This window comes from Ochrobactrum quorumnocens (assembly GCF_002278035.1).
In the GTDB taxonomy this organism is placed as follows: Bacteria; Pseudomonadota; Alphaproteobacteria; order Rhizobiales; family Rhizobiaceae; genus Brucella; species Brucella quorumnocens.
In genome coordinates this window covers 99,385-124,422 of record NZ_CP022605.1, presented here as the reverse complement: position 1 = coordinate 124,422, position 25,038 = coordinate 99,385, and the positions used below count along the sequence as shown (strand labels likewise).

Genomic DNA, 25,038 nt, shown 5'->3' with positions numbered 1-25,038 from the left:
TCAATACGTCAGCCAATTCGTCCACACTGCCTAGTACGGGAGCGCCAGGAACACCACGTGTTGTATAGATCAGAGCAGCGCCCGCCACCGGTCCAAAGATTTCTAATACATGGCGAGTGAACCCTATCGCCACACATCATGAACACCAGTTCACGAACCTGCTCGACCAGATACTTCCAGACGCGAGCATCGCAGTACTCCGAGGTGATGTGTCGAAATTTGATGCAAACCGCTCTTTTCGCCGTACCGGTAAAGGCGTCTATGATATGGATGATTTACGCTTCCGCACCCAAAAAATGCTGGAGTTTGCCCAAGCTATCCGTGATCAAAATGACGGCCGCGAAATCTACGCACTGAGCTATTCGTACGGGGCGAGTATTCTTGCGTCTATGCTGTTTGATGATCCGCGGTTGTTCGAACGTGCAGCACTGATGCACCCGCTGATTTCTAACACGCCAAACCCACGGCCCGTATTATCCAGTAAACGCATTCTGATAACTGCGGGTCAGCATGGTCCAATTTCCCCGCTGAAGCTTTCGCGATCCGTGGTCGGCTGGTTGCAAGCACAGGGAGCGAATGTCGAAGCGTTTATTGCACCAGCGGACATGAAATCCGTCCTGTTGAATTGAAAAGCCTACGGAATTTTCTCCAATGAATCAGAGATTTGAGACCAACATCTGCTTTATGGATTTGATTTGACAAGTAGCGGCTTTTTCAAACCGCTACCTTGTCGTTTCAAATCTGACGGGAGGTCATCAAGTTAAAACGAACGCTGGAAGCGAACCATGCCTTGCCAGGCCTTTTCGCCCTTGAGTTCCGAGCGGTCGTCCGACCACTTGGTGTAGGAGACTTCTGGCGTCACAGTGAAGCCCGGCACCAGAGTATAAGCTACGTTTGCAGTGGCAGCGAAACGGCCGGCATCTTCATAAGCTGCCTGAATGTTGATCGTTGCCTGTTTGGTTGCCTTAAACTTGGCACCACCCCAAACGGCCCAATCACCACCCCAAGTACCGTAGAAGCTGTCGATACGACGAACACCACGCCAGCTGCCATCAGCAAAGCGCTGTGTAACCGTGTAGTTGTCATCGTTCGACTTGTAGGCTCCCTGCACCCAAACTGAGAACTGTTCGGTTATATTTACGTCGAGGCGAACCTTACCAGCCCACTCTTCGTTGAGTGCGTCATAAGCTGCAACACCAGCAATCGAGCCCCATGACTGAGCAAATTTCAAGCCACCAACAACATGTGGCGTGTAGTCATCAATCGTAACGTTGACGTCGGAATCGCCGTTGCCACCCTGTTCGAGAGCGATTACAGCCGAGAAGCCGTTGCCGCCCTTGAAGCTGTAGCTGATGGCGTTGGTACGCGTACCGCCAGCCAGGATAACGTCGTCGTTCATGACATCGCCGAGGTAGCCGGTGAAGGTGACGAACTTCGATTCATCGAGACCAAGGCGGAGACCGCCGAGTTCGATATATGCAAAGCGGAGTTGGCCGCTCGCGCCGTTTTCACCGTTGTTCCAATCGTAACGCGCGTCCGCATAGGTCTTAAGTGTACCCAGATCTGTTTCCGAGGCGGTAGAGAAACGAAGCTCAAAGCGAGACTTCATGTCATAGGTATCGCGTTCCAACTGCGAAAGACGCTTGGCGTAGACGTTATCGCCCCCTTTAACGTCATAACGAAGATAGCCGTGAATGCGCAGGCAGGTTTCCGTACCTGGGATGTAGAAATAGCCCGCACCGTATGCATCGCATACACGGACATATTCAACGGCTTCTGGCTCTGGTGCAACGATCACATCAGCGGCCTGTGCTGCCGGCGCGAACGAAAATACTGCAGCCGAAGCGCAGAGAAATTTTTTAACCCTCATAAAATAACTCCATAAGCGAGGTGTGACGCAAGGGCTTATAGAATATAAAAAGACTAAATCAATAAATATAATATGTACTTTTCGTGAAATTATCTGTCGTTATCATTATTAATATTTCATAAATCTGAATTAATCAGAATAGTTATAATATATAGTTGGAGAATCGTTTGTTGCACAGTATATAAGAATACAACAGCCTATTAGATCGGTTAGCTAACATGCTTTGATGACAGAGATTTAACACCGCGAGTATCTGGAGCTATGTCGCCCGCCGGAAACCGCCTCCAAAAATCATAGATCTGATCGATCTTCGCGCTTGCCATATCACCGATGCCTTCGAGGAATATGCAGGAGAGAGGTTGAGCTTAAGCGCTCTAAAGGGTATCAGCACCCGTTCTCTAGTTTGATTTCAATACTGACAAGGCGCATAAGGTATGAACCCAGAATTTATCGTCACACACTCTGGGGGCTTTCATGCCGACGAGTTGATGTCGAGTGTAATACTCACCAGGCTTTTTCCTAATGCCCAGCTTATTCGCAGCAGAGACCGTAATTGGATTACGCCAAACGTGGATCGTATCATTTACGATGTTGGCGGCCTCTATGACCCTGAAGCGCGTATTTACGATCACCACCAGCGTGGCGCACCCCGCCGAGAAGACGGACAACCCTACAGTTCTTTTGGTCTGATCTGGAAGCATTATGGGCGCGACTATCTTGTTTCGGCCAGCATTCCCGATACAGATGTGGAAGGTATTCATGCGTCTTTCGACGAAAGTTTCGTGCTGCCAGTTGATCTCGTGGATAATGGCGAACTCAGCCCTTCAATTGCCGGGCCACTCGCTGGGCTGACTCTACCCACGTTGTTAGAAACGCTCAAACCCGTCTTTGATGAAACAAGTCCCGAAGCCGACGATCAAGCGTTTCAACACGCTTTGATCATCGCGCGCAGTTTTGTCGAAGCAAAAATCGCAGGAAGTGCAGCGAAATTGCGGGCAGCGACTGTTGTGCAAAATGCAATTGAAGCTGCAGGTGAGAGCCGTGTACTGGAACTTCCGCTCGGGATGCCTTTCAGATCTGCAATCGTCAAAGCGGGTGCTGATCACTTGTTGTTTGTCGTGCATCCACGCAACAATGATTGGTGCCTGACTGGAATCCGCAAATCGGATGATGGATTTGAGCTGAGGGCAGACCTGCCGACGGCTTGGGCTGGCCTGACCAATGGCGACCTCGAAGAAGTATGCGGCGTTGATGGCGCGATCTTCTGCCATAATGGCCGTTTTATCGCTGCGGCTCGCACGAGAGTAGCTGCAATTGCCATGGCTGATATTGCCGTTCAGGAAGCTTTGAGTGGTCAGTGATCATTCAGAACTGCCTTCAAGGGGCGATTAAAAAGAGGCTCGAAAGAGCCTCTTTTCATATCCACTCAGAAGATAGGACACTTGATTATTCCTTCACAGCACCAGTCATGGACGAAACATAATAATCCACGAAAAAGGAATAGAGAATAACAACCGGCAGCGACCCGAACAACGCACCGGCCATAAGCGCTCCCCATTCAAAGATATCGCCACGTACAAGTTCTGTCAGCACGCCAACAGGAACGGTCTTATTTTCTGAAGACTGAATAAATGTCAGTGCATAGATGAATTCGTTCCATGAAAGAGTGAAGGCAAATATACCTGCCGAAATCAGTCCGGGTACCGCAAGAGGCAGAATAATCTTCCACAAAATCTGCCAGCGACTTGCCCCATCGACGAGAGCGCTTTCTTCCAGCTCAAATGGGATCGAGCGGAAATACCCCATCAGCAACCAGGTGCAGAATGGGATGAGAAAAGTCGGATAGGTAAAAATGAGAGCCAGACGGGAGTCATAAATCCCAAGCTTGAAGACGATAAATGCCAGCGGAATGAACAAGATCGATGGTGGAACGAGATAAGCAAGAAATATAAGTAACCCCACCGAGCGTGAGCCGGTAAAGCGTATCCGTTCAATCGCATAGGCGCTCAGAATTGATGTTACGAGGGATATGAACGTTGCACATGTCGCAACGAGCATCGTGTTCCATAGCCATCCTGGATATGAGGTCTCGAACAACAGATACTTGATATGATCGAATGTGGCGTCGACCACCCAGAACGGGCTATAATTGTTGTAATCTGTCAGCTGCGAATTTGGCTTAACTGATGTGATTGCCATCCAGTAAAATGGAAAGAGCAATACGAAAATAAATAGCATGATAGGTATGTAAACTGTCACAACTCTTCTGGGTAGCCTGTTGAGATAGGACATACCCTGAGTATCATCCGTAACCGTATTGATCGCCTGATCCTTAGCTTTCACGATCTTTTCCATTTTCAGTCACCCCCGCCTTGTTGCCATTTGCGGCGTTGCAAACCGAAGAAGGAGAACATGATTGCAGCAAGCAAAAACGGTATCATTGCGACTGCTATCGCAGCGCCCTCGCCTAGCTGACCGCCCGGAATTGCACGTTGAAACGATAAGGTGGCCATGAGATGCGTCGCATTCACCGGTCCGCCCTTGGTCAAAACATAGATGAGCTGAAAATCAGTGAATGTGAACAGCACGGAAAATGTCATTACCACAGCGATGATCGGTGTCAGCATCGGTAATGTAACGTGACGAAAACGCTGCCAGCTTGATGCGCCGTCAAGGGAGGCTGCTTCCTGCAGGGATGCTGGAATGGTCTGCAGACCTGCAAGGAGGGAGATCGCGACGAAAGGAATGCCGCGCCAGACATTGGCGGCGATGACAGATAGTCGCGCATTGGTAGGATCGCCTAGAAAATTGATCGGCTGATCAATTAGTCCGATCTGTATGAGCGACCAGGATATGATGGAAAACTGTGCGTCATAGATCCACCAAAATGCGAGCGCTGAAAGTACGGTCGGCACCACCCACGGCAACAGTACAATTGCACGAAAAAACGATTTGATCGGCAGATTTTCGTTCAAAAGCAGCGCAAGCCAAAGCCCCAAACCAAACTTGAGAACAGAAGCGACAAATGTGTAGAGAACTGTGTTGAACACCGAGAGCCAGAAAACACTATCGTCCCAGAGAAACTCATAGTTCTCGAGGCCAATAAAAATGCCGTCGCGTCCTATTTTAGTGTCGGTGAAGCCCAGCCAAACGCCCAGGCCAAGTGGATAAGTAAGGAAGCACAGCAGAAAAACTGCTGCAGGCAGCATGAACAAGAATCCAAGCACATCGCGATTATTACTCAGTCGTGGTCGGCTCGGGCTTTGTTGGGCGGCGTCACTTCCAGGGCCTTTTGTATTCGTCATCGTCATGGATTGCACCTCCAGGACACTAGAATGCTTCCAAATGCATTGCCTTTTGGAACCGCTCTATCTGTCTTTTAAGCATTTTCCTAATACAAAACCGCTCCGCAATTTTGGCTCAAATGCTCTTTGCGAAACAGAGGCGCAGGATTTCGCCCACGCCTCATATGAATGCGGATCACACGCGATAGTATCTGTTCGCCCGCTTCTCCGCGCTTGCCATCGCCTCCTCGGGTGTTTCCGCTCCCGTTACAGCAGAGGCAAACATATCGACCAGAACATAATCAGCCATTACTGCAGCCGACGCATATCCCAGTGGGCCAGCGTATCCGTTCGGCCGCAAGGTTTCCGACGCTCGGGCATAAGGCGCATGGATGGGATTTTCTGTCCAAACCGGATTGTTAGCGAACGCTTTGAGTGGCTGGCAACAATAGGCACTCGACTCTTTGATCCATGTATTCATCTGGTCAGCTTCCATCATGAATTTGAGGTAAGCTTTTGCAGCTTCTGGATATTTTGTATGTTTGAACAAGAGCAAAGAGCTGGTTTGATGTAGTTCAACACTTTTCCCGACAGGTCCAATCGGGAAATTTGTACTGCGCATATCTTCAGCAATTTCAGCAAGTTTTGGGTCATTCTTCGCAGAATAGTAGATCGAAACACCATTGGCCGTTAGTGAAACCTGTCCCGCAAGAAACGCGCGGTTATTATTGATATCAAGCCAGCTTTCAGTTCCAGGAATGAAAGTGGCATAGAGTTCTTTTGCATAGTTCAATGCAGCGAGTGTTTCGGGCGAATTGATAGTGATTTCGCCCTTTTCATTGACCATTTGTGCGCCGTGGCTCCAAAGCAGCCAATGGGCATAATTGTTACCATCGCCGACCGCTTTGCCATGCGGAAAGCCCGCTGGCGTGCCTTTGGATTTCATTGCTTTGCAAAGCTCTAGGAAGCCCGTTATGTCTTTGGGAAACTCACTGAAACCTGCCGCCTTCATATGGCTATCACGATAAACAATTGCATTTCCAATTGCAGTCAACGGCATGGCAATGAATTTATCATCGCGTACAGCATATCCCTTGAGCCCATCATAAAAGCCGCCATATTTACCATCTAGATATGTGCCGAGTTCCGTGAGGTCTACGAGCTTGTCAGGATACTGATGGGCATCATCAAACCAGCACATGACAATATCTGGGCCAGACCCAACATTGGCTGCTACGGCTGCTTTGGGGCGAATATCTTCCCAGCTTTCCTTATCAATACGTACTGCGACACCGGTGGCATCGCTGAATTTCTTTGTATTGGCAAGCCAGCTCTCTTCATCGCCTTTCACGAAAGGTGTCCAGCGCAAGAGCCGAAGACTAGCGCCTTCTTCGGGTTTATACTGAGGTTCGGCAGCAAAAGCCGGGGAATAGCCGAGGCCGGAAAGACCTGCAGCGCCAACAAGGCTTGCTGTTCCTGCAAGAAATGTTCTTCTTCTGATAGTCATTATGTTCCTCCTCCAAAGATGGGACTTCTCATTGATCACATCCGCTGTCCCAAACCGCGGATGCAGAAATCTGGTGACATCCGTCTTTCCCAGAAACGACACACCGAAGGCTCCTCTGGTGCGCGGAATAAAACTCAGGCTGACAGCCGCATTCCATCCTGTTCATCGAACAGGTGAACATTTGCAGGGTCAATTGAGACTGAAATCATCTCGCCAGGCCGAACATCGACACGTTCGCGAAAAATACATGTATTTTCTGTTCCGCCGAAATTCACGACGATATGCGTTTCATAACCGGTTGGTTCAATCACGACGACTGGGACCTGCATGCCTGCGCTATCAAGCCGGATATACTCAGGACGCAACCCATAGACAAGATCGCGACCAACTGCGCCCGGATAGACGCGAGAAAGTGGCAGTCGCATACCGTCTTCAGCAACAAATACTTTTGGATCTTCAGGGGCGAGCTTGCCCTTGATCATATTCATTGCCGGCGAGCCGATAAAGCCCGCGACAAACAGATTGTTCGGATTATCATAAAGGTCCAACGGGGAGCCAATCTGCTCAACGCGTCCGTCATGCATGACAACGATCTTATCAGCCATTGTCATCGCTTCAATCTGATCGTGAGTTACATAGACGGTCGTTGTCTTAAGCCTATGATGTAACTCCTTAATCTCTGCACGCATAGCCACACGCAGCTTAGCATCGAGATTGGATAACGGCTCATCGAACAGGAACACCTGCGGATCACGAACAATCGCACGGCCCATTGCAACACGCTGGCGTTGTCCTCCGGAAAGCTGGCGCGGATATCTGTCGAGAAGATTTGTTAAACCAAGAATACCGGCCGCATAACTCACCCGCTTGTCAATTTCGGCCTGTGGCGCAGAATTGAGCATCAATGAGAAAGCCATATTATTGGCAACTGTCATATGGGGATAAAGGGCATAGTTCTGGAACACCATAGCAATATCGCGTTCCTTGGGCGGCAGGTTATTTACTGTCTTTCCGCCAATGCGAACCTCTCCACCAGATATATTCTCCAGCCCGGCCAACATTCTCAAAAGGGTTGATTTTCCGCAGCCCGAAGGGCCAACAAGGATGACGAATTCGCCATCTTCAATATCGATATTCACGCCTTTGATAACAGGAAAGGAACCGAAAGATTTCATTACCTCAGCGAACTGTACAGCTGCCATGCGTATCCTCCCAGAGTGTGATCGACGATTTATGATTTCGTAAAAATGAAAATGCCAGCTCCTCACTTCCGACATTTACACCTTCGCTATTTCTCTCCTTTATGATCCTTCGTTTCTTTGTGGCAGGCGTCAGTATTAACCGCGCCCAACAAGCGGCATTTTGGTTGCCATTACCGTCATGGTCAACACATTGGCGTCCAAAGGTAGGCTCGCCATATAAACCACAGCATTCGCAACATGTACCGGATCAATGGTTGGTTCTGCAGCAACAGATCCATTTGCCTGAATGACACCAGTCGATATTTTCTGCGTCATATCACTTGCAGCGTTACCGATATCGATCTGCCCACAAGCAATATCAAAGTTACGGCCATCAAGTGCTGTCGACTTCGTCAGGCCAGTGATTGCGTGTTTCGTTGCAGTGTATGGCGCTGAGTTTGGGCGTGGGGTCGTCGCTGAAATTGATCCGTTATTGATGATACGGCCTCCACGCGGTTCTTGCGCTTTCATGATGCGAAATGCCTGCTGTGTACACAGAAACGCACCGGTCAGGTTAGCGCCCACAATCGCACTCCAGTCCTCGAAACTTATCTCTTCCAGAGGGACACCCGGTACCAGCGTACCAGCATTATTGATGAGCAGATCCAGTCGCCCAAATTTACTTTCGATCGTATCAAACAGAGTGCGCACTGACACAGGATTGCTTACATCCGCTGTCAAAGCGTGGAAATGCCCACCAGCATCCGCTGCGAGTTCCTTAACAGCTTTATCGAGAACCTCGCCGCGTCTACCTGATATGACGACTTGATACCCTGCATTGCCAAGCGCTTTTGCAATCGCGCGACCGACGCCCGTTCCCCCACCTGTCACAAGTGCAATCGGCTTCTTTCCTGCAGTTGACCCGTCACTCATTACGCTCATCCCTCCTCGATTATGTTTCGAACCTGTTTATTGGCTTCATTCAAAAAGGCGCATCCATGATAGCCCATCAACGGTGGACGCTACAGGACGATATTCCGCCCCAATCGGTCTTCGATAGCCAAGCTGATCGAGCCAACTTACAATATGCGTGTAGTTTAACTCACCATGGTCGGGTTCTGCCCGATCGGGAACCGAGGCTATCTGGACATGGCCGATGTGGGGCAACAAAGCTTCAAGCCGCTTACTGATATCACCTTCCATGATCTGGATATGATAACAATCAAACAGGAGCTTCAGATTATCATGACCGAGCTCTTCGATGATCGATAGGCCTTGCTCGGAGGTTCTAAGAAAGTATCCAGGCGCATCGCGTTCATTTAAAGGTTCGATCAGAATAGTAATTCCGTAAATAGAAGCGCGCTCGCAGGCATAGGTGAGATTGCTCAAAAACGTGCGATGGGCTTCCGCTCCTCGTGTACGTCCAGCCATGACATGTATATTGGGTGCCTTAAGTTCGCTGGCATAGGCGATGGCCTGATCAATTGCAGCACGCGCCTCGCTTTCGCGACCTCCAACTGCTGTAAGACCGTTATCGCCCGCTTCTATGTTGCCGCGAATGGTGTTGAGACCCAACAATGGTAAGCCAGTCTCGCGAAGGGCGGCGGATATGTCTCTGATATTAAAGGAATATGGCCAGTGGCATTCCACAGCATCAAAGCCAGCATTTTTGGCTGCATGTATAGCATCTGGAAGAGGCAACCCCTGCCACAAGAAACCCAAATTGGCCGAGAACTTCGCCATACTATTCCCACTCCACATCAAATTTTTCCACGATCTGACTGATCTGCGCATCTGTTAGGAGATTTGGTTTCAGCCCGTGGGTCAACAAAGCAAGTTTGGCCGTTTCTTCGAGTTCCTCGATAGCGTAAACTGCGGCTTCCAGATCTTTCGAAGCAACAACAGGGCCGTGATTGGCCAACATAACGGCACTTCGCTTACCAGCCAGTCCGCGGATTGCATCACCCGTTGCTGGATCGCCTGGCATAAAATATGGCAGAAGTTTAACCTTGCCGAGTTTCATGATCGAATAAGCCGTCAGAGGAGGCAGCATGTTATCGGAATCGATACCTGGTAGCATTGAGAAGGCCACCGAATGGCATGAATGCAGATGTACAACTGCCCCGGCCTTGGCGCCGCGCGTTTCGTAGAATGCGGAGTGAAGTGGCATTTCTTTCGTGGGGCGGTCGCCACCGACCAAAATGCCTGTCTCGTTAAACAGCGACAGTCTCTGAGGATCAAGCCCACCAAACGAGCTGCCGGTCGGTGTCACCAACAAGCGCCCATCGGAAAGACGAGCCGAAATATTCCCCGACGATCCACCCGTTAAACCGCGATCAAACATCGATTTTGCCAATCGGCAGATATCCTCGCGCAACTTTGCCTCTTCACTCATGCGACCTCCAGCATCTGAAGCGCTTCGGAGAAGAATGAAGCGGTTCCGAAATTTCCGGATTTAAGAGCGAGCGCAACGGTTTCATCGTTAATCACCGCATAAGTCCAGGGAACGCCGGGCGCGATTTCTTTGCCCACCCTGAGCTTTGAAACTCCAAGCGACTGAGCAACAGCACCCGATGTTTCACCTCCAGCGATCACAAATCGACGTATTCCAAGTTGGAACGAAGCAAGCGCCAATTCGGCGAGGGCCTGTTCAACAATTTGACCTGCCCGCTCAACACCAAGCTTCGACTGCGCCTCTTGAACGGAAGCGGGATCAGCGCTTGCATAAATCAGTTTCGGCTTTTCAACGGGCTGCTTTTGAAGCCACCCGAGCGCATCCGCCATGCCTCTTTCAGCCAGTACCGTTGGGTCCAGTTGATAACTTGCTGCCTGATTGCGATAGTGTTCGACCTGCTTAAGGGTCATGGCAGAGCAACTGCCTGAAAGCACAATCTGCCCCTCCTGTATTTGGGGTTCAGGTACGCTTTCAGTGGTCTTGTCGATCATACCCGAGTGAGCGAGAAGCGCTGGCAGTGGCATAGCAAGTGCGCTACCTCCACTTATCAATGGGAGATCAAGTGACGCTTCGGCGATAATTGAAAGATCATCATTGGCAACGGCATCAACAATAACGTGTGCGATACCCTCAGCGGCGAGTTCCTCCAACTTGGCCTTGAGAACATCCACTCCACGCGCGACAGTAAGCCGGTTGATCAGGCCTACTTTTCCATTAACCTGTAGCGACAATAGTCTGACCAGACTAGAGTCTCGCATCGGCGTCAAAGGATGATCTTTCATTGCGCTTTCGCTAAGCAGCGCTTCTCCCACAAAGAGATGCCCCATAAAAACATTGCGACCATTTTCTGGAAATGCGGGGCAGTAGATTGTCTGGGACGTGCCTATATCGGCCATGAGTGCTTCTGAAATCGGGCCTATATTGCCTTTTTCTGTGCTGTCGAAGGTCGAACAATATTTCCAATAGAAGCGTTTTGCGCCGCGAGCGCGAAGCCACGAATAAGCAGATCGCGCCTGATCAACAGCCTGATTTAGAGGAATTGTACGGCATTTAAGAGCGATAATTTCGAACGCTGCGGTGTTGTCTTCAGGTTCGGTTTCGGTCGGCAATCCAAGACGCAAAGAAACCGGATAGCCGCTTCGCGCCAATAGACCTGCCAGATCGGTTGCCCCCGTAAAGTCGTCAGCGATAGCGCCTAAAACGATGCTCATTGTCTAATCCGCCATTCCTGGCAAGATTACATCGCTTTTTAAGGCGAGAATCTTTGCTACAGCTGCATCATCCTGCGGTCCGAACCCAGCCTCTGCGGCCTGATTGAAGAGTTCCAGCGCTGTTTGGCTTAATGGTGTAGATCCTCCAGCATCTAAAGCTTCGGAGGTTACGATGCCCAGATCCTTAACAAAGATATTAACCGCTGAACGTGGTGTGTAATCACCCTCTACAATGTGCGGTCCGCGATTTTCGAACATCCACGAAGAACCCGCCGACACACGAATAACGTCGAATACTGTATCGAGGTCCAACCCAACCTTGGCTGCTAGGGTAAGAGCTTCTGCTGCTGCCGCGATATGTACGCCGGCCAACAGCTGATTGATCATCTTGACTTTCGATCCCAATCCGGGCTCTTCACCGAGACGAAACACCTTCCCAGCAACTGCATCCAGACTGGACGCGGCAATGTCAAAGGCCGCTTTTGAGCCAGACCCCATCACAGTCATTTCGCCTGTGAGAGCCTTCTGGTGGCCGCCTGAAACTGGTGCGTCTATAACCAGCATGCCGGCTGCTTGAAGGCGCGCTGCTATTTCGACTGTGACGCTCGGCGCCATAGTTACGCACAAGAGAAAGACTGTGCCTTGAGCAGCGTTTACCAACGCACCTTGGGTGCCGAAAAGGACATCCTCTGCCTGATCAGAATTCACGACGAAGACGAATACGACATCACTTGAACCTGCCTCGGCAGCAGTTGAAAACGCCTCGCCACCCTCGGCCTCGAAACGTTGTAAAACCTCTTGACGAACATCCACTCCTTTAACATGAAAACCCGCACGTAATAGTGACATGGCTGCACCCAATCCCATGGAGCCAAGCCCGATTACAGTTACTGTCTTATCCGACCTCACGTCATTTCACCCCTGGTTCAATTCATCTTCAATATGAAGTTTGATGATTTCATCGAACGATGTATCCGCGACAAAGCCCAACTCGATCGCGCGACTTGCATCAAAATCTTGCGCCCAGCCATCAACAATTTCCGCAATAAGCGGATCGTGTTCCTTACGGATAAGCGCCACGGCTTTGTCACCGGCAACTCTTCGCAATGCTTCGATCTGCTCACCAACCGTTGCTGAAAGGCCCGGCATGTTCAGAACACAGCGATGGCCGAGGCGCGCAAGATCAATCGTTGCAGCATGCAGGAGAAAACCAACTGCACGACGAGGACTGACATGCCAATGCCTGACAGTTTCATTCACGGGCAGAGTGGCTTCTTTGCCGATGAGGGGTTCCCGCAAGATATTGGAGAAGAAGCCGGACGCCGCTTTATTCGGTTTTCCCGGGCGAATGCACACCGTAGGTAACCGGATACCAATGCCATCCAGAAAGCCTTTGCGGGAATAATCTGCGAGCAGCAACTCACCGATTGCTTTCTGCGTTCCATAGCTTGTACGCGGCGTCAAAAAGAATTCGTCATCGATTTTTTTTGGGAAGGGCGCTCCAAAGACGGCAATCGACGATGTGAAGACCACGCGCGGTTTGTATGGAGAGATTTCCCCCTGTTTGCGAATAGCTTCGAACAGATATCGTGTGCCATCAAGATTGATTGCATAACCTTTGTCGAAATCGAGCTCGGCTTCACCCGATACGATAGCTGCAAGATGAAATATGACATCTGGTCGACCAGCAACGAAGGTGATTGCAACTGCGGGATCGGAAATATCCGCAGCATAGGTCTTAACCTTGCCGGAATATCCATCAGGGGCGGAAGGAGTGATCACGTCCACCAATGTCAAAGCATCGATCTTGGTTCCCTCAATACCCCCATCACGGCTGATTGCTTCGGTAAGTTTACGCCCGACCATTCCTGCCGCGCCAATAATCAAGACATGCATACGGTTGCCCTTTTTCATTTAATTCAACGCGGTTCGTTAGCGGTATTTGGGACCGCCATTGCCCGCTGATCGCTACCGATTTTCAGCGGCCAGAGATTTTTTTGTAGAGACATAAATTCGTTCTTCATGCGCGGCAAAAGCTGCCATCGCGGCAACCCGGTCGCGTTTTTCCAACGCGCTCAGGATTACCTGATGATCAGCAAAACTTCCGTCAACTGCACCCGGCTGCGCCATCGCGCGACGACGATGCTCCATCATGTAAGTGTAAAGATCTGTCACAATATCAGCGAGGAGCGGGTTTCCGCATTCGCGATATATCGTTACGTGAAACTCCCGATCACAGATAAGAAAACGGACTGGATCATCCATGCAACTGGCCTGCGCATCAAGAGATCGATGCAACAATTCGAGCGCGTCAATCGAGATGCGTTCAGCCGCATCACCGACAATCTTCTGCTCGACAAGTAAGCGTGCAGCGTGAACCGCATGCACATCGTAAAGATCGACATTGAGGCGTGAGGTTATACCAATAGACAGTCCCGCCATATCGATAGTTGCCACACGCGTTCTTGCGCCTTGAGCCACCTCAAGAATACCGCGCGCTGCCAAAATTTGGATGGCACCCCGAACAGTTTGACGGCTGACTGAAAGTGCAGACGCCAGCTCTCTTTCCCCCGGAAGTTCATCACCGACACTCAGCAATCCAGAAGCAATAAGAGCACTGATCTTGTCTGCGATCACATCGCGAATGGTACGCCGCTCAAGGTTTCGCCCGAGCCCCGCACTCTTATCGAGTAAAAGATCGTGAACAACGTTCAAGCGAGACTCCACTGATCTACTGGTTCTTCCACTAGTCCAGTTACACTCTGCGACGTATTCCTTTCTGTCAAGGCTGTGCCGCCGTTCACCGGATCAAGTTTCACCAAATTCCCTTTAATGAACCGCTCGCAGCTTGGCCGAAAAGAGTCTCGCTCAGCTGAAGAAAGCCGTAGCGCGCGCAAGAAAGAGGGATCGACAGTTGCGTTTCGGTACATTATCGATAAATATTAATTATATCTATAATTTGATTCTTAAGGATGCCATCCGTGCAAACTCAGAACCCGATGTCGCAATATTCGTTACAAACCACAACGAAATCCACCAGATATACAGCGGCTCAAGTCAGTATTATCTATAATTTATCATTTAGCGATCTTCTTTTCCGCGCTCAGAGCGTGCACCGTATGCATTTCGATCCCAACGCCGTGCAGATGAGTCGCCTTTTATCGATAAAAACCGGTGGTTGCGCTGAAGACTGCGGCTATTGCAGCCAATCAGCCCACTATCCGACCGGCCTCAAAGCATCAAAGCTGATGGAGGTTGAAAAAGTGCTCGGAGAAGCACGCAAGGCCAAGGATGCGGGCGCGACGCGCTATTGCATGGGCGCGGCATGGCGCAGCCCCAAAGACCGCGACATGGAAACGCTTGTTGCCATGGTTGAAGGCGTTAAAGCGCTCGGCATGGAAACCTGCATGACACTAGGCATGCTGACGGATGAACAGGCACATGACTTCGCCAAAGCCGGTCTTGATTATTACAACCATAACATCGACACGTCCGAACATTTCTACCCCGAAATTATCACTACGCGCACTTTTGAAGACCGTCTCAATACACTGGAAACCGTCCGCATGGCGGGCATCAAAGTTTGCGCGGGCGGCATTTTGGGCATGGGCGAGACAATTGACGACCGCATCTCGATGTTGCTGACGCTCGCTAACCTGCCCGTGCCGCCGGAAAGCGTGCCAATTAATCAGCTTATCCCTATCACCGGTTCAAAACTGGCCAATGCCAAGCCTGTCGATCCCCTCGACTTCATCCGTACAATTGCACTCGCACGTATTCTGATGCCGACATCGCATTTGCGCCTGTCTGCCGGACGCACAGAAATGAGTGACGAAATGCAGGCCTTATGCTTCTTCGCAGGCGCAAACTCCATATTCATCGGCGATACGCTGCTAACAGCCGATAATCCCGGCGAAGACCACGATACAGCACTTTTTAACCGCCTTGGCATTTCACCAATGCCATTGGAACCGGCAGTTGGCTAATGACTATGCTTGCCGATTATGCCTCGACGCTTCAGAGCCTAAAACGCAAAGCACGATTACGCAGCCTTGTGCCACACCATGGTATCGACTTCACGTCCAACGATTTCATTGCTCTCGCAAGTACAGCTCGCCTAAAAATTGCGATCAAGGCCGCGGCGGACAGAGGCGTTCCAGTCGGCGCTGGGGGCTCACGTCTATTACGTGGCAATCACCCCGAACACGAGGCACTGGAACAGGAAGCCGCTACGTTTTTCGATGCCGAGCACGTGCTCTATTTTGGCAGCGGCTATATGGCCAATTTCGCGCTTTTTTCGACTTTGCCAAGGCGTAAAGATCTCATCCTGCATGACGCGCTTATCCATGCAAGTGCCCATGAAGGCATAGCGGCCAGCAAGGCTGCACATGTCAGCATTCCCCACAATGATGCGAATGCATTCGACTATGCTATCTGCAACTGGCGCAAAAACGGCGGCAAAGGGCGACCATGGATTGCGGTAGAAAGCCTTTATTCCATGGACGGCGACCAAGCGCCGCTTAACGAACTCGCAGCAATTGCGGAACACCATGACGGGTTTCTCGTGATCGACGAAGCGCATGCGACTGGTGTCTTCGGTACCGGTGGGCGCGGAATTGCGGCGGATTTAGAGGGGCGAGAAAACATCGTTGTTTTGCATACCTGCGGCAAGGCGCTCGGCGTGTCGGGCGCATTGATTGCTTTGCCGAAGGTGCTTGCTGATTATCTCGTTAATCGTGCACGGGCGTTCATTTATTCTACCGCGCCTTCGCCGCTGATGGCAGCAGGTGTTCGCGAAGCTCTGCGGATCGTAAATGATGAGCCTAAGCGACGGGAAGCACTCAACGATCTCGTCAGTTTTACGGGTAAGGAATTGACGCAACGGTTCGGCATTTTGCCAAGCGGATCGCATATTCAGCCGATTATCATCGGCAGCAATGCGCAGGCCTTGCAAATAGCCGAAGCTCTACAATTGCAAGGCTTCGACATCCGCGCCATTCGCCCGCCGACAGTGCCAGAGGGCACGGCGCGTTTGCGCCTTTCCATTACGCTCAATGTCGATCAACAGCAGATTTCTCACATGCTGGATTGCCTCGCCGCCACCATGAAAGAACACAAGTCATGACCCCGCGCTACATTATATCCGGCACAGATACCAGCATTGGCAAAACAGTTTTTTCCGCAGCTTTGACCGGTGCGCTCAACGCCAGTTACTGGAAGCCCGTGCAATCAGGACTGGAAGAAGAAACCGATAGCGAGATCGTCGCACGCCTGAGCGGTGTACCAGCCATACACATATTCCCGGAAGCCTATCGCCTGAAAGAACCAGCCTCGCCGCATCTTGCCGCACGGCTTGAGGGTATGGAGATCGACATGGCCGGACTTGAACCACCCATCTGTGACGGCCCGCTGATCATCGAGGGCGCTGGTGGCTTGCTCGTTCCGCTCAATGGGGCAACAGTCTTCGCTGAAGTCTTCGCCCGCTGGCGCATTCCCGTCATTCTCTGCGCACGCACATCGCTTGGCACGATCAACCACACATTGCTGTCCATCGAAGCGCTGCGCAGCCGCAATATTCCACTTCATGGCGTGGCATTTATCGGCGCTGAAAATATCGACACGCAGACAATCATCGCCAAAATTGGACAGGTGAAAATACTGGGACGCCTGCCCATTCTGGTGAGCCTGACAAAGGAAAGCCTCAGCCAAGCCTTCGCTGAGAATTTCGACAGTGCATCGCTGATGGAGGCAAGCTCGTGACCCGCTCTCCTGTCTGGCATCCATTTACGCAGCATGCCCTTATGCCGCCGATGAAGCGTATCGTCGCGACCGAAGGCGCTTACCTGTTCGATGAAGACGGCATGCGCGTCTTCGATGCCATCTCGTCATGGTGGGTGACGACACATGGCCATCGTCATCCCCTGATCATGGATGCAATTCGCAAGGCGACAGAGAACTATGACCAGATTATTTTTGCCGAGTTCACCCATGAACCAGCAGAAATTCTAGCCAAAGGTCTGCTCGAATTTGCGCCACAAGGCCTGAGCCATGTGTTCTTTTCGGATAGCGGGTCAACCGCTGTCGAGGTCGCAATCAAGATGGCACTCGGCAGTTTTTACAATCGCGGCATTGTACGTAATCGCATTGTGGTGATGGAACATGGCTATCATGGCGATACCATTGGTACCATGTCTGCGGGTGAGCGCGGTGTGTTCAATGCATCTTTTGAGCCGCTGCTCTTCGGCGTAGACCGCCTACCCTTCCCCGATGCAGCAAAGGAGCAGGAGACCCTTGATGCCTTTGATGCCTACTGCCGTTCCGGTAAAGTCGCCGCAATTCTGATTGAGCCGTTGGTGCTCGGCGCAGGGGGCATGAAACTTTATAGTAGCGACATATTGCGCAGCTTAAAGGCAATCGCCAGCCGCTACGGTTGCTTGTTTATCGCCGATGAAGTCATGACCGGATGGGGTCGTACCGGCACGCGCTTTGCTTGCGGCCAAGCAGGCATCACGCCAGACATTCTCTGCACCTCGAAAGGCCTGACAGGCGGCTCTCTGCCACTGGCGGCAACGCTGTGCACTGCAGAGATTTTCGAGGCGCATCTCTCGCAAGATCGCAGCAAAACTTTTTTCCATTCCAGCTCTTATACAGCCAATGCGATCGCCTGCGCAGCAGCAGTAGCCAATTTGCAAATCTGGCGTTATGAGCCGGTTGAGGCGCGTATTTCAGCGCTTGCAGCCCAGCATATCTGTCATTTGCAACGCTTCGAGAATGACACGCGATTTGCCAATGTCCGACAATGCGGCACCATCGCGGCACTCGATCTTGCAGTTCCTGCTGGCGGTTATATGGCCGGAGTTGGGCCACGCTTGCGTCAGCTTTTCCGCGAGCGCGCCATACTTTTGCGCCCGCTTGGCAATGTGATCTATCTGATGCCACCCTATTGCACCAGCGCTGAAGAACTCTCCAAAACCTATGATGCGATTGACGAAGTCGCATCAATGGTATTAGCGGAATCTCCGCAATGACTCCGCTTTCCTCGCTCCTTGCCGGATTTGGTCATGCCGTTCCTTCGCGTATCGTTCATAATTCAGAAATTGAAAGTGAGGTTGGGCTTGAAAAAGGATGGATAGAAAGACGCACCGGCATTCAAACGCGTCACTGGGCAATGGAAGGCGACACATTAAGCGGTCTCGCAGCCGAAGCCGGCAGGATGGCGCTCGACAATGCGGGCATTGCGCCAAGCGAGATCGCGATGACCTTGCTTGCTACCTCTACGCCGGATCATCTTTTGCCGCCGTCTGCGCCGCTTCTAGCGCATAAGCTTGGGTTGCAAAATTCTGGCGCTATTGATCTTGCCGGAGCCTGCTCAGGTTTTCTCTATGCGCTCACCCTGGCAGATGGCTTTGTATGCACGCATGGCAAAGCGGTGCTAATCGTGGCCGCGAATATTCTAAGCCGCAGGATCAATCCGGTAGAACGGGCGAGTGCCGTTTTGTTCGCAGATGGCGCAGGCGCGGTTGTTCTGGCACCCTGCAAAGACAAACAAAGAGGCCTTAAAGCCGCAGCAATGGCATCCGATGGCAGCGGCTATGATCTCATCACCATTCCCGCAGGCGGCAGCAATAAGTCCTTTTCGCCTGATATTCCTGTGGAACAGTTTCTGATGAGCATGCGTGACGGACGCGAGGTGTTTTCACGCGCCGTCGATCTGATGACACGCACCTCGCGGCGAGTGATGGAAGAAGCCTGCGCAACAGCTTCCACGATTGATTATTTCATTCCCCATCAAGCAAATTTGCGCCTGTGCGATGCCATTCGCCATAATCTAGGGCTTGAAGAGCAGCAAATGATCAGCACGATTGCCAACTTTGGCAACTCATCGGCGGCAACCATCCCGCTGTCATTGTCTGTGCAGCATCAAAAGCAGAGGTTTAAGGCTGGTGAACAACTGCTGATGACAGCGGCGGGTGCGGGCATGAGCGGCGGTGCGGTTCTCTTTGTGCTCTAACGAAATGGCTTCCGTCTTACGGTGACCGCGCCAGCTTTCGCTCCGAACTTTACAACGAAACACAGATCAACAATCCTGAGAGTGGATTGGAAGGTGTTTCAAATCAAAGTAAACTTTGCTTATGCTCCTGAACGGCGTGGCTAGGTGTTCCTTTGTCAGATCGGCAGAATGACCGCATCGGTCAATGGATCCGCTCTTGTCCGACATGAATGGCTTGCGTTGCAAATCCTGCTTGATTATGAAGAACTTCATTCGTCACCTGTTCTATTGTTCGTTTCAGCGCAGCCCTTTCTACGAAAACTAATATGCGATCAGCTCGCTTGTGTCCTTGAGATATAACGGGTGCCCAGGCGAACCGTTGTTTGTAATTTTAAGGGCGTGCAGCTTGACGCCTGCCGCACGCAAGGCATCAGTAACAGCCTGCCCGTGGTGTGCCAGTTTCTTGTGAAGCGAGCCATACGCCATCACGACTATCTCGGCACCTAAGGCCTGTTCGACGATGGTTTGCATGTTTTCTTGCGTACAAGGAACGACGCCTTGCTCAAGTAGCATTTTTGGATTGGTCGCACGGTAATCCATAACATTGCATTTCACATACCGACCATAACCCCAGCGGCGCGTAAATTTCTGTTCTTTAAACACCGTGGGATCATCGACATTGAATGCAGCTGTACTCGGATTCATACCGATCCAAAGTATATAACCATCCTTCTCTGCTCCATCCCACTCGCGTGTAAGGAGGCGCCGGTAGCGACCACATTCCGAAAATAGAGCATCGCCCCTTATTTCAGATTTAACCTTAAGGCGAACCTTGCCACCCGGATCATGGAGCTCGTGGCTCATAACTGCTTCATCTCTCTCATGTCGGTCTGGAGCTTTGCATCCTATTGCAGCGCTCAGATACATACTGTCTTCTTTTCTTACGACACCAACTATCCCGTCAAGCCAAAGATTGATGTGTTTTCTGCGGCGGGCACAAGCCCAACGCCAAATCAATTAAGTGCATCATCGACGAGCACTGCTTGAAATGTCGGCATTAATTGCTACCTTAACCCAAGGCGTGTGCTGCGTGCGCCCAGGGATTGCCCTGAATACGGAGACTGTGTTTAACCGTTTCTGTCAGGAGCTGCCATGGCTGGTCGCATTCAAAGTACTATTCGAAATTTTCTCGACAGTGAATCTTCAGGTGGCTTGTTGCTGATTGCGTCAGCAATTGCTGCATTGCTCGTTGCAAATTCTCCACTTGCCGAGACCTATTTCCGTACGCTGCACGTCTATCTGGGACCACTTTCTGTCCAGCACTGGGTGAACGATGCTCTTATGGCCATCTTCTTTCTTATGGTTGGCCTGGAAATAAAACGGGAAATGGTTGATGGCCATCTTTCTTCATGGCCGCGTCGCATCCTGCCCGGGGCAGCAGCTGCTGCTGGCATGGCCGTTCCCGCAATGGTCTATCTTGCGTTTAATCTTAACAATGGCGCTGCCCATGGCTGGGCAATTCCTGCCGCGACCGATATTGCATTTGCCCTTGGCGTAATCTCTTTGCTCGGTTCTCGAGTTCCAACATCTCTAAAGGTTTTTCTTGCCGCGCTTGCAATCATAGACGACCTTGGCGCTGTGATCATCATTGGGATTTTCTATACGTCTGGTGTTTCGGTAATCGATTTGACGTTGGCCGGGGGCGTGTTCACGGTTCTTGTGGCTCTCAATCTGGCAGGCGTAAAGCGCCTGACACCTTATCTCTTAGTTGGTATTTTACTTTGGTTCTTCACCTACCGCTCGGGCGTTCACGCAACGATTGCAGGTGTTTTGCTGGCATTGACCATTCCGATCACGCGCACGCCAGCAAAGCCAGAAGCCAGCATTTCTGAAAGCCCACTGCACCTGCTTGAACATAGCCTGATCAAGCCCGTTGCCTTCCTCATTGTACCGATATTCGGTTTTACAAATGCCGGTGTGAGTTTCTCAGGGCTAGGTTTGGAAGCTATATTTGCTCCGGTTACCTTGGGCGTCGCTTCGGGATTGGCACTGGGTAAACTTTTGGGAATTTTCGGGGCAGTGTTGCTGTTGGTGAAAACGGGCATCGTTGATTTGCCTGCGGGTGCGAGCTGGTCTCAAATGCTCGGAACTACTCTCTTATGTGGTATCGGTTTCACAATGAGCCTGTTTATCTCGCTTCTCGCCTTTAATGATGCGCTGCTACAGGACGAAGCCAAAATAGGGATTCTGATTGGTTCGCTCATCGCGGGCAGCGCCGGCTTCATTATCCTGCGCTTCGCCAAACGAACTGACGGGCGCTAGCTGAACGGATATCTCTTGGTTTCAGACGTGGTCAACGGGATTATGCGTCTGAAACTAAAAGGATATATTGCTAAATTCTCGTCAAGGAAGGCCCTACGAGTGCCTCAATCAAAGGAAATGTCAATTAGTGGCACAATTTGCTTGTACCTAAGCCTTCGGCAACGGTTTCCCACGGTGCATAAGGCCATAAACCATTAAAGCAGACACAATCGCCATGATTGCCGAAACAGTCAGTGCCGTTGCAAAGCCCGTTGAATATCCTTTCATAGCGACAGCAGTTGCTGTTTCGCGCGCGGAAGGCGCAATTCCGGCAAGTGCGGCTGGTAAATCACCTGCCACAATCGCCTCAGCAAAAGCGGACGTGCATGTTGGGTCAGCACAGTTGATCTGAATAAGTGCAGCTCTTACGACGCTTGCAAGTATTCCGCTTAACACGGCAAATCCCAGGAGAATTCCGGAAAATCGGGATGTGGTGCTGATGCCCGACGCCATGCCTGCTCTTTCTCTGGGAACCACCGCCATAATCGCTTTTTGCGTTTCACCATTGAGAAGCCCACCGCCACTACCCAGAACCAGCATGCCGCATATAACAGCGTACCACGCCTCATCACGTGCACCCCAGGCAGTCAATAAGCTACCTATACCTACAATCAGAAGGCCAAGTGAAAGGATTTCTCTCGAACCAAATTGCCTGCTGAGAAGCCGACCGACATTTGGGAAGATCAACATTGCGATGGCAAACGGAAACATCGCAAAGCCTGCTTGCAGAGCCGTTCGTCCAAGACCATTTTGAAGAAACAAAGGCAACATGGAAGCCATGACCTGAGCGCAGGCGGCATAGGCAAACATCGCCCATACTCCTCCAACAAACCGTGGATTGCGAAACAGGCTCAAGTCGAGCATCGGACGGCTTTGGATGGTCTCAGCGATCACAAAGATTACAAGCGCCACGCTACCACCAACAAATCCAGTAAGTGCAACGGACGATGACCACCCATGAGCCTGCCCATTGATCAACCCCCACGTTATTCCAAACATAGCCGCTGAAAAAGAAACAAAACCAAACGGATCAAGCCGCCGTGCGTTGATGTCTCTGGATTCTTCGATCAGTCGTAGGGCGGCGACTGCTAATGCAACGCATATCGGTATATTGATGTAAAATGCCCATCGCCATCCCAGAGCATAAGCGATCACTCCGCCCAGAATTGGCGACAGAACCATCGTAAGGCCCATGATTGCACCCCACATCGCCCAGGCGCGATTACGAGCCTCTTCCTGATGAAAAGTGTGCCCGATAATTGCAAGCGCTGGCGCCAGCATCAAGGCCGCACTTATGCCCTGTGCTGCACGTGCCAGATAAAGCACTGCTGCTGAGGGAGCAGCGCCACATAACCAAGAGGACAGCGCAAATGCTCCGATGCCGATCAAAAAGACCAGGCGACGACCGAAGCGATCCGCAATTGCTCCTGCAGGCAGAAGCAGGGACGCAAAACACAACACATATGTACTGATGACCCATTCAACATCTGCGAAAGACGCCCCGTAATCACGCGCTATGGTTGGCAAAATCACAGCAACGACGTTCGTATCCAACACCGTCATGGCGCAACCGATAGAGGCGGTCAAAAGTGTTAAGGATGTATTTGCCTTCTGGCGAGCAACTGCGATGTCCAAGGTCATTTTATCAATGCGGCGATGCCGGCCTTCGCTATCTGTTCATCGTGGTCCGGTGTATCTGCCGAAACACCGATTGCACCCACAACAGTTCCATCAACTGTAATAGGCACTCCACCTCGCATCATGACAAAGCCCTGCGCTGTCATCGCTGCTGGTCGCGAGCCATTGATCGCATCTTCCAGTGCCCCGCTTTCGCGTCGAAAAAGTGCCGCGGTCCGAGCTTTACCCGGAGCCAAAACTACACCCGCGAGAACTGACACATTATCCATTCGTTCCATAACGATCGGAAGTCCTTCAGCATCAACCACAGCAATCACGCATGGCCAACCATTGGCAGAAGCCTTTGCCTGCGCAGCAGCGAGGACGGTACGTGCTGCCTCCAGCGTCAGATAAGGCTTGGTGGGAAGGTCAAGCGCTAAGGCGGGTGTGACGCTCATACCAATAAGGACAGCTAAAGCGACGCGTAATGACATTTGGTGACTCCATTTAGAATTACGGTGCCATCTAAGCTGATTTCATAATTTGTTTCATTCGTGCTGTTTTTGCTGTTTATTAGGTATAACCTAATTATCGAGGAGTTAAAAATGGAGCTTCGGCACCTTCGTTACTTCATTACCGTCGCCGAAGAGTTGCATTTTTCTCGCGCTTCCGAACGTTTGAACATTGCCGCTCCGACGCTGACAGTCCAGATCCAGGAAATCGAACGCGTTCTTTCTGTGCGTTTATTCACCCGGACCAAGCGCTCAGTCACACTCACATCAGCAGGTAAGGTTTTTCTCGATGAAGCCCGCCTCGTCCTCGACCAATACGCGAAGGCAGAAAGCGCTGGACGGCGTGCGGGGCGTGGCGAGATAGGAAGGATCGAAATCGGCTATGTTGGATCTTCGGCCTATGCTGGTGTCCTGCAAGAGCAAATTTCTCGGTTCACTGGCCGTTGGCCGGGCGTCGATATCCGCGCGCGGGAATGTCCTATGGAGGAATTGCCAAAACTAATCGAAGAGGGACAGCTCGATCTGGGTTTTGTGCGACTGCCAATGATTTACCCTTCCTCACTTCGATCACACATACTTCTCAGAGACGTATTCTGTCTTGCCGTTTGCTCTGGCCATCCCGAAGCAAAGCAAGGTGCACCGTTATCCCCCCATGAACTTGCCGGATTAAAATTCGTAATGCCCGAACAAGAGCTTGGCACCTACGAAGTCGCCCGCCGGGGCCGCTTTCCATTAGATGTCATAGCAAAGCCGGGCAGCCTTCTTTCTGTTCTCACACAGGTTTCGCTCGGTACGGGCGTATCTGTCATTCCTAGTTCTGTGAGAAACGCTGTCAGGCTTCCAAATATCGAATTCCGTTCTATTGCCGGAAAGCCAATTACATCTGAAATCGCCGTTCTATTTCGGGCGGAAGAAAGCGCACCATCGGCGCGAAATTTCATTCAACAAATAGTACAAACCCCGATCTCAATGCTGGGTGTTGAAGGTCAACCGCAGATGAACTCAGACCCCACGAGAATTTAACTGATTAACCTCGCGAAAAATTGAGGC

General features: G+C 51.2%; 24 protein-coding genes. 9 read left to right on the top strand and 15 right to left on the bottom strand.

Features of this window, described 5'->3' with window-relative positions:
• Positions 1-209: 209 nt before the first annotated feature.
• Positions 210-629 carry an alpha/beta hydrolase gene (locus tag CES85_RS22650; protein WP_095448117.1) on the top strand — a complete coding sequence of 140 codons (420 nt, stop codon included), beginning with the start codon at positions 210-212 and terminating at the stop codon, positions 627-629.
• Between the two features lie 131 nt (positions 630-760).
• On the opposite strand, the gene CES85_RS22645 is transcribed toward CES85_RS22650, so the two are convergent.
• Positions 761-1,870, bottom strand: a complete 1,110-nt coding sequence (locus CES85_RS22645; RefSeq protein ID WP_095448116.1) for a porin — start codon at positions 1,868-1,870, stop codon at positions 761-763.
• Positions 1,871-2,304: 434 nt separating this feature from the next.
• Between CES85_RS22645 and CES85_RS22640 the strand changes: the two genes are divergently transcribed.
• On the top strand, positions 2,305-3,231 hold the full coding sequence (locus tag CES85_RS22640; RefSeq protein ID WP_095448115.1) for an MYG1 family protein: 927 nt from the start codon (positions 2,305-2,307) through the stop codon (positions 3,229-3,231).
• A gap of 85 nt (positions 3,232-3,316) precedes the next feature.
• On the opposite strand, the gene CES85_RS22635 is transcribed toward CES85_RS22640, so the two are convergent.
• The 11 genes from CES85_RS22635 to CES85_RS22585 all read right to left on the bottom strand — a co-directional run bounded on the left by CES85_RS22635 (position 3,317) and on the right by CES85_RS22585 (position 14,223).
• Entirely contained in the window at positions 3,317-4,225 is a 909-nt protein-coding gene (locus CES85_RS22635; RefSeq protein WP_095448114.1) for a carbohydrate ABC transporter permease, read from the bottom strand.
• Between the two features lie 2 nt (positions 4,226-4,227).
• Entirely contained in the window at positions 4,228-5,079 is an 852-nt protein-coding gene (locus tag CES85_RS22630; RefSeq protein ID WP_244923381.1) for a carbohydrate ABC transporter permease, read from the bottom strand.
• A gap of 271 nt (positions 5,080-5,350) precedes the next feature.
• Positions 5,351-6,661, bottom strand: coding sequence for an ABC transporter substrate-binding protein (locus CES85_RS22625; RefSeq protein ID WP_095448113.1), 1,311 nt, complete (start codon positions 6,659-6,661; stop codon positions 5,351-5,353).
• Positions 6,662-6,795: 134 nt separating this feature from the next.
• Complete coding sequence (locus CES85_RS22620) at positions 6,796-7,863, bottom strand: ABC transporter ATP-binding protein (protein WP_095448112.1); 1,068 nt, start codon at positions 7,861-7,863, stop codon at positions 6,796-6,798.
• A gap of 135 nt (positions 7,864-7,998) precedes the next feature.
• Positions 7,999-8,775, bottom strand: a complete 777-nt coding sequence (locus CES85_RS22615; protein WP_434063369.1) for an SDR family oxidoreductase — start codon at positions 8,773-8,775, stop codon at positions 7,999-8,001.
• A 45-nt stretch (positions 8,776-8,820) separates the two neighbouring features.
• Positions 8,821-9,585 (bottom strand): hydroxypyruvate isomerase family protein, encoded by a 765-nt coding sequence (locus CES85_RS22610; RefSeq protein WP_095448110.1) that lies wholly within the window; start codon positions 9,583-9,585, stop codon positions 8,821-8,823.
• Between the two features lies 1 nt (position 9,586).
• Entirely contained in the window at positions 9,587-10,237 is a 651-nt protein-coding gene (gene otnC / locus CES85_RS22605; protein WP_095448109.1) for a 3-oxo-tetronate 4-phosphate decarboxylase, read from the bottom strand.
• Complete coding sequence (otnK, locus tag CES85_RS22600) at positions 10,234-11,508, bottom strand: 3-oxo-tetronate kinase (protein ID WP_095448108.1); 1,275 nt, start codon at positions 11,506-11,508, stop codon at positions 10,234-10,236. The genes otnC and otnK overlap by 4 nt, the downstream gene beginning before the upstream one ends.
• Before the next feature lie 3 nt (positions 11,509-11,511).
• Positions 11,512-12,417 carry an L-threonate dehydrogenase gene (gene ltnD / locus CES85_RS22595; protein ID WP_095448107.1) on the bottom strand — a complete coding sequence of 302 codons (906 nt, stop codon included), beginning with the start codon at positions 12,415-12,417 and terminating at the stop codon, positions 11,512-11,514.
• Positions 12,418-12,423: 6 nt separating this feature from the next.
• The gene (gene denD, locus CES85_RS22590) at positions 12,424-13,404 is read right to left on the bottom strand and encodes a D-erythronate dehydrogenase (protein WP_095448817.1); all 981 of its coding nucleotides are present in this window, start codon (positions 13,402-13,404) and stop codon (positions 12,424-12,426) included.
• Positions 13,405-13,476: 72 nt separating this feature from the next.
• Positions 13,477-14,223: a FadR/GntR family transcriptional regulator gene (locus CES85_RS22585; protein ID WP_095448106.1), complete on the bottom strand. Its 747-nt coding sequence runs from the start codon at positions 14,221-14,223 to the stop codon at positions 13,477-13,479.
• A 284-nt stretch (positions 14,224-14,507) separates the two neighbouring features.
• Between CES85_RS22585 and bioB the strand changes: the two genes are divergently transcribed.
• Genes bioB through CES85_RS22560 form a run of 5 tightly spaced genes read left to right on the top strand, consistent with a single transcriptional unit; the run spans position 14,508 to position 19,519 of the window.
• Positions 14,508-15,494 (top strand): biotin synthase BioB, encoded by a 987-nt coding sequence (gene bioB, locus CES85_RS22580; RefSeq protein ID WP_095448105.1) that lies wholly within the window; start codon positions 14,508-14,510, stop codon positions 15,492-15,494.
• A complete protein-coding gene (locus CES85_RS22575; RefSeq protein WP_095448104.1) occupies positions 15,494-16,633 on the top strand; it encodes an 8-amino-7-oxononanoate synthase in 1,140 nt (379 codons plus the stop codon). Before bioB ends, CES85_RS22575 begins: the two co-directional genes overlap by 1 nt.
• On the top strand, positions 16,630-17,268 hold the full coding sequence (gene bioD / locus CES85_RS22570) for a dethiobiotin synthase (protein ID WP_095448103.1): 639 nt from the start codon (positions 16,630-16,632) through the stop codon (positions 17,266-17,268). The genes CES85_RS22575 and bioD overlap by 4 nt, the downstream gene beginning before the upstream one ends.
• Positions 17,265-18,536, top strand: coding sequence for an adenosylmethionine--8-amino-7-oxononanoate transaminase (locus tag CES85_RS22565; protein WP_095448102.1), 1,272 nt, complete (start codon positions 17,265-17,267; stop codon positions 18,534-18,536). The genes bioD and CES85_RS22565 overlap by 4 nt, the downstream gene beginning before the upstream one ends.
• Positions 18,533-19,519 (top strand): beta-ketoacyl-ACP synthase III, encoded by a 987-nt coding sequence (locus CES85_RS22560; protein WP_095448101.1) that lies wholly within the window; start codon positions 18,533-18,535, stop codon positions 19,517-19,519. The genes CES85_RS22565 and CES85_RS22560 overlap by 4 nt, the downstream gene beginning before the upstream one ends.
• Before the next feature lie 300 nt (positions 19,520-19,819).
• Here CES85_RS22560 and CES85_RS22550 read toward each other — a convergent pair whose 3' ends face one another.
• Positions 19,820-20,362, bottom strand: coding sequence for a DUF1643 domain-containing protein (locus tag CES85_RS22550; RefSeq protein WP_095448099.1), 543 nt, complete (start codon positions 20,360-20,362; stop codon positions 19,820-19,822).
• A gap of 288 nt (positions 20,363-20,650) precedes the next feature.
• On the opposite strand from CES85_RS22550, the gene nhaA reads away from it, so the two are divergent.
• Positions 20,651-21,820 carry a Na+/H+ antiporter NhaA gene (nhaA, locus tag CES85_RS22545; RefSeq protein WP_095448098.1) on the top strand — a complete coding sequence of 390 codons (1,170 nt, stop codon included), beginning with the start codon at positions 20,651-20,653 and terminating at the stop codon, positions 21,818-21,820.
• A gap of 147 nt (positions 21,821-21,967) precedes the next feature.
• Here nhaA and CES85_RS22540 read toward each other — a convergent pair whose 3' ends face one another.
• Entirely contained in the window at positions 21,968-23,500 is a 1,533-nt protein-coding gene (locus CES85_RS22540) for an MFS transporter (RefSeq protein ID WP_095448097.1), read from the bottom strand.
• Positions 23,497-23,970: a GlcG/HbpS family heme-binding protein gene (locus tag CES85_RS22535; protein ID WP_095448096.1), complete on the bottom strand. Its 474-nt coding sequence runs from the start codon at positions 23,968-23,970 to the stop codon at positions 23,497-23,499. The genes CES85_RS22540 and CES85_RS22535 overlap by 4 nt, the downstream gene beginning before the upstream one ends.
• A 111-nt stretch (positions 23,971-24,081) precedes the next feature.
• Between CES85_RS22535 and CES85_RS22530 the strand changes: the two genes are divergently transcribed.
• Positions 24,082-25,011 carry a LysR family transcriptional regulator gene (locus CES85_RS22530; protein WP_095448095.1) on the top strand — a complete coding sequence of 310 codons (930 nt, stop codon included), beginning with the start codon at positions 24,082-24,084 and terminating at the stop codon, positions 25,009-25,011.
• Positions 25,012-25,038: the final 27 nt, after the last annotated feature.